Annotated in this window: 5 protein-coding genes and 1 pseudogene; 4 read left to right on the top strand and 2 right to left on the bottom strand. The window is 45.3% G+C overall.

The genetic code is table 11. The features are described from left to right. The first annotated feature begins 163 nt into the window (after window positions 1-163). From A9479_RS19260 to A9479_RS19275, 4 genes and pseudogenes are all read left to right on the top strand, one after another. Entirely contained in the window at window positions 164-448 is a 285-nt protein-coding gene (locus tag A9479_RS19260) for a hypothetical protein (RefSeq protein WP_064664306.1), read from the top strand. 2 nt (window positions 449-450) lie between these two features. Beyond that, complete coding sequence (gene tnpB, locus A9479_RS19265; protein WP_064664307.1) at window positions 451-807, top strand: IS66 family insertion sequence element accessory protein TnpB; 357 nt, start codon at window positions 451-453, stop codon at window positions 805-807. 92 nt (window positions 808-899) lie between these two features. Further along, window positions 900-2,458, top strand: a pseudogene (locus A9479_RS19270) (IS66 family transposase). After that, window positions 2,458-2,865, top strand: a complete 408-nt coding sequence (locus tag A9479_RS19275; RefSeq protein ID WP_331711906.1) for an EAL domain-containing protein — start codon at window positions 2,458-2,460, stop codon at window positions 2,863-2,865. The pseudogene A9479_RS19270 and the gene A9479_RS19275 overlap by 1 nt, the downstream one beginning before the upstream one ends. An 88-nt stretch (window positions 2,866-2,953) precedes the next feature. On the opposite strand, the gene A9479_RS19280 is transcribed toward A9479_RS19275, so the two are convergent. Both A9479_RS19280 and A9479_RS20175 read right to left on the bottom strand, forming a co-directional pair. Then, window positions 2,954-3,910, bottom strand: a complete 957-nt coding sequence (locus A9479_RS19280) for a diguanylate cyclase (protein WP_064664309.1) — start codon at window positions 3,908-3,910, stop codon at window positions 2,954-2,956. Further along, window positions 3,900-4,101: hypothetical protein (locus A9479_RS20175; protein ID WP_064664310.1), on the bottom strand; the 202-nt coding region annotated here is incomplete at its 5' end. The genes A9479_RS20175 and A9479_RS19280, both read right to left, overlap by 11 nt.

A 4,101-nucleotide genomic window follows, 5' to 3' on the forward strand; every position in this document is an offset into this window, starting at 1 on the left:
TCTCCTAATTGAAATTCAGGGATAGCTTAATCGTTTTGACGAGTTACTTGCAGGTGCATTTGGCTAGACGCTTACAAAGGTAAGCGTAACGCCAACCACACATTCCTATCCTAGCTGATCAACATTACCCTGTCTGCCACTTTAAATTATTAGGGTAATCATCATGAAACGCACTAAAGAACAATGGCTGGCGTTATTCGCCGAGCAAGCCCAAAGTGGCCTAACCCAAACGGCATTTGCTAAACGACAAGGGATTATTCCGACCTACTTTAATCTGCGTAAACGCCAGTTGTTGGCTCATCAGAATGACGACACTGGTTTCGTTGAATTGGCACCACTAAGCTTGCCGCTCGGGCAGCGTATTCTGCTGCGCAAGCATGATATGGAATTGCAACTTCCAGCAGGGACTGATGCACTGTGGTTAGCCGCCTTGCTCAGAGCACTTTGACTATGAAAATGTTCCTCGATGTACCCAAGGTCTATTTGCACAAACAGCCGGTCGATTTTCGTAAATCCATTAATGGCTTATCTTTGCTGGTCGAGCAAGAGATGCAACTCTCGCCTTTTAGCGGTGCACTATTTGTGTTCTGCAATCAGCAGCGAACCCGATTAAAAGTGCTGTACTGGGATAGTACCGGCTTTTGTCTCTGGTACAAGCGACTTGAAAAAGACACGTTCCGCTGGCCACGGCAGATGCCCGGCAAAATACTGTCCATTAGCGAGCAGCAGTGGCATTGGCTGTTGCAAGGTGTCGATATTCAAAAAATCACCGCCCATCAGCCGCTGCATTACCAAAGCGTCGGCTGATATGCCGATCCGCTATAAATCCTGTAGATCGCACCCAAAACAATCTAAATTTTACCCAGCACTTAGCCAGATTGGCCGTTACAATAACGGCCATGAAAAAGATACCAGACACCTTACCTGATGATGTTGAACTGCTTAAGAAAATACTGCTTGAGCAGACAGCGCTACTTGCCAAGCATGAGCAAAAACTCACGCAAAAAGATAAGCGTATCGCCAAATTAGAGCGTGTTAACCAGCAGCTCTCGGATAAGTTACAGCAATTACTGGAGCGCTATAACTTAGCGAAGTACCAGAAGTTTAGCCCAAGTAGCGAGACCTACGAAGGTGAAGGCGAAGTCTTAAATGAGGCCGAGCAACTTATTGAATACGAGTCAGCGGCGACTGAGCCAAACGCAGAGACCGCAGAGAAAACCGTCAAACCACGTCGGCCACGTATTGCCCCTGAGTTGCCACGCGTTGACGTTATTCATGATATTACGGACAAAACCTGTGCCTGCTGCGGCCATGCCTTGCATAAAATGGGTGAGGAAATCAGTGAGCAAGTTGAGTTCGTGCCAGCGCAAATCCGGGTGCTTAGAAACGTCCGGCTGAAATACAGCTGTCGGCAGTGTGAGACGCAAGGCACAAAGGTTGAGATTAAGATTGCCGATGTACCGCCTGCGGTTATCCCAAGAGTATGGCCACGCCAAGTTTACTGGCGCAAATCATCAGCAGCAAAATGCACTATGGGATGCCACTTTACCGACAAGAAAAACTGTTTAATGAAGCCGGCATTGAGCTTAGTCGTCAAACGATGAGTCGTTGGCTGATAACCTGTGCAGATAAACTTAAACCGCTACTGGCGTTAATGAAAGCCGAGCTGCTTAAACAGCCGGTGCTGTGGGCAGATGAAACCACCGTCAATGTACTGGACGTCGAAAAAAGCATCTGTTACATGTGGGTATATGGCTGTGGTTTAGAGCAAAGTATGGAGCCTAAGTTGGTGCTGTTTGATTATCAGGATAGCCGAAGCAGCACACATCCCATCGACTTCCTGAGTGGATTTACCGGCTACCTACAGGTTGATGGTTATGCTTGACCAGAACAAACCCACGCAACCTTAGTGGGCTGCTGGGCACATGCCAGACGCAAGTTCGTCGAGGCACAAAAAGCGCAGGGCAAAGGCAAAACCGGCAAAGCGGATGTGGCAATCAATCACATTCAGAAACTTTATGCGCTGGAAAGTAAATTAAAAACGGCGCCGCCTGATAAGAAGTATGACGCCAGACAAACACTAGCTAAGCCACTGTTGGAGCAATTCAAACGCTGGCTAGATAAATCAAGCGAGAGTGTCACGAAAGAAGGTTTACTGGGAGCCGCTATTACTTACAGCCTGAATCAGTGGCCTAAGCTTATCCGTTATCTGGAGGATGGTAGGCTGAATATCGACAATAACCGTGCAGAGCGCGCCGTCAAACCGTTCGTGATTGGTCGAAAAGCCTGGTTGTTTGCCAATACTGAAACGGGCGCAGAAGCCAGTGCTGCAATGTATAGCCTGGTCGAAACCGCTAAAATCAATGGCCTAGAGCCGTATGATTATCTATGCCGCTTGCTCACTGAGCTGCCAAAAGCCAACACCCTAGAACAACTGCAACAACTCCTGCCTTACTGATCAGCAGCCACACCGCAAGGTGTGGTTGCTGCTACGCTTATACTGAATCGCTGCTTGCAAACAATATTCCCGATGTTAAAGCTAAGATGAAAGAGTTGCAGCAGCATGGAGTTACTTTCTCTATCGATGATTTTGGTACAGGTTATTCATCCTTATCTTACTTAAAGCAATTGCCAATAAATCAGTTAAAAATTGACCAAGGATTTGTTCGAGACATTATCAATAGCAGTAATGACAAAGCCATTGCCCAAGCAGTTATAACGTTAGCCGACTCAATGGAGCTGCAAGTCATAGCTGAAGGTGTTGAAACAGAAGCGCAGCGCGCGTTATTGCAGAGTATGGGGTGTAACACCTATCAAGGCTATTTGTACGGAAAACCTTGTCGGATAGAAGAGCTGCATTTTTAACATCTAAACATCTACTTTTAGGAGTAAGCCGATATTCATTCGTGATGCTTTAAAGGAAAAATCTTAATCCAGCTTAAACCACTCAGGTCTAAGTCGCTGATAAAAGTTCGGGGGTAATTTCCATGACAGAAAATGTATTTCGGCCGTGTTGTTTGCTTTTATAAAGCTGCTGGTCTGCCAGTTCTAGAATATTGCTATCATAGCCTTTGGCTTTATCAGCGACGGCAATGCCAATGCTGATACTCAATTTGGTGGTTGGGGTCTGGGGGTTTGCGATATCCAGTTCCAACACATTATTCAGCATCTTTTTTGCCACGGTTACTGCACCATTGATATCGGTATCGGCGAGCAACACTACAAATTCTTCACCTCCATAGCGGGCGACCATGTCAATCGGTCGCGAAAAGCTATGCTTTAGGGTATTGGCGACTTTACGTAAAGCATCATCTCCCGCTAAATGGCCAAACGTATCGTTATATTTCTTAAAGTAGTCAATATCCACCATCATTACTGCAAGAGGGTTTAAATTACGTCTGTGTTGGGCAAGTTGGATTGATAAAACGTTATCAAAATAGCGACGATTATAAATACCGGTTAATCCATCCAGATATGCTTGAGATCGCAGTTCATCAGATTGTCTTTTTAGTGTTAGGTGCACTTTTACACGGTTACGTAAGGTATTGGCATTAAAGGGCTTTTGAATATAATCTACACCACCGGCATCCCAGCAGGCATCTTCATCCGTTTGATGATGCAAACCAGTGACGAATATAACCGGAATCTCAGCCAGTTGTTTGTCGGCTTTTAATTGCCTGCATGTTTCCAATCCATCCTGTTCAGGCATTAATACATCTAACAAAATGAGATCAGGCAGACTGTCGCGGCAAACTTTTATTGCCTGTTGACCGCTTGTGGCCATCAGAACGTTGTATTCGTTGCCTAAAACCTGATAGACAATCTGAATATTAATAGGTTGATCGTCGACAACCAAAATGGTTGCGGGTGATTGGTTGATAGCCACATTTGGTAAAGTGTCAGCTGACATAGAAACTACTCTCGAATTTATTTATTATTTTATCAACTATCACAACTGCTTTCTCGAAAGCCAAATTGACTATAGCTTGTTCGAGTTCTTCATTTAGTTCAGGTGTTTGAGCTTGAAGTGACGGCGCTAATTGCTGATAAAGTGGCAACGCTGCCATATTAGCATGATTGAGATGTTGCTTTAGCGTCATT

This window comes from Pseudoalteromonas sp. MQS005 (genome assembly GCF_001661605.1).
Taxonomy (GTDB): domain Bacteria; phylum Pseudomonadota; class Gammaproteobacteria; order Enterobacterales; family Alteromonadaceae; genus Pseudoalteromonas; species Pseudoalteromonas tetraodonis.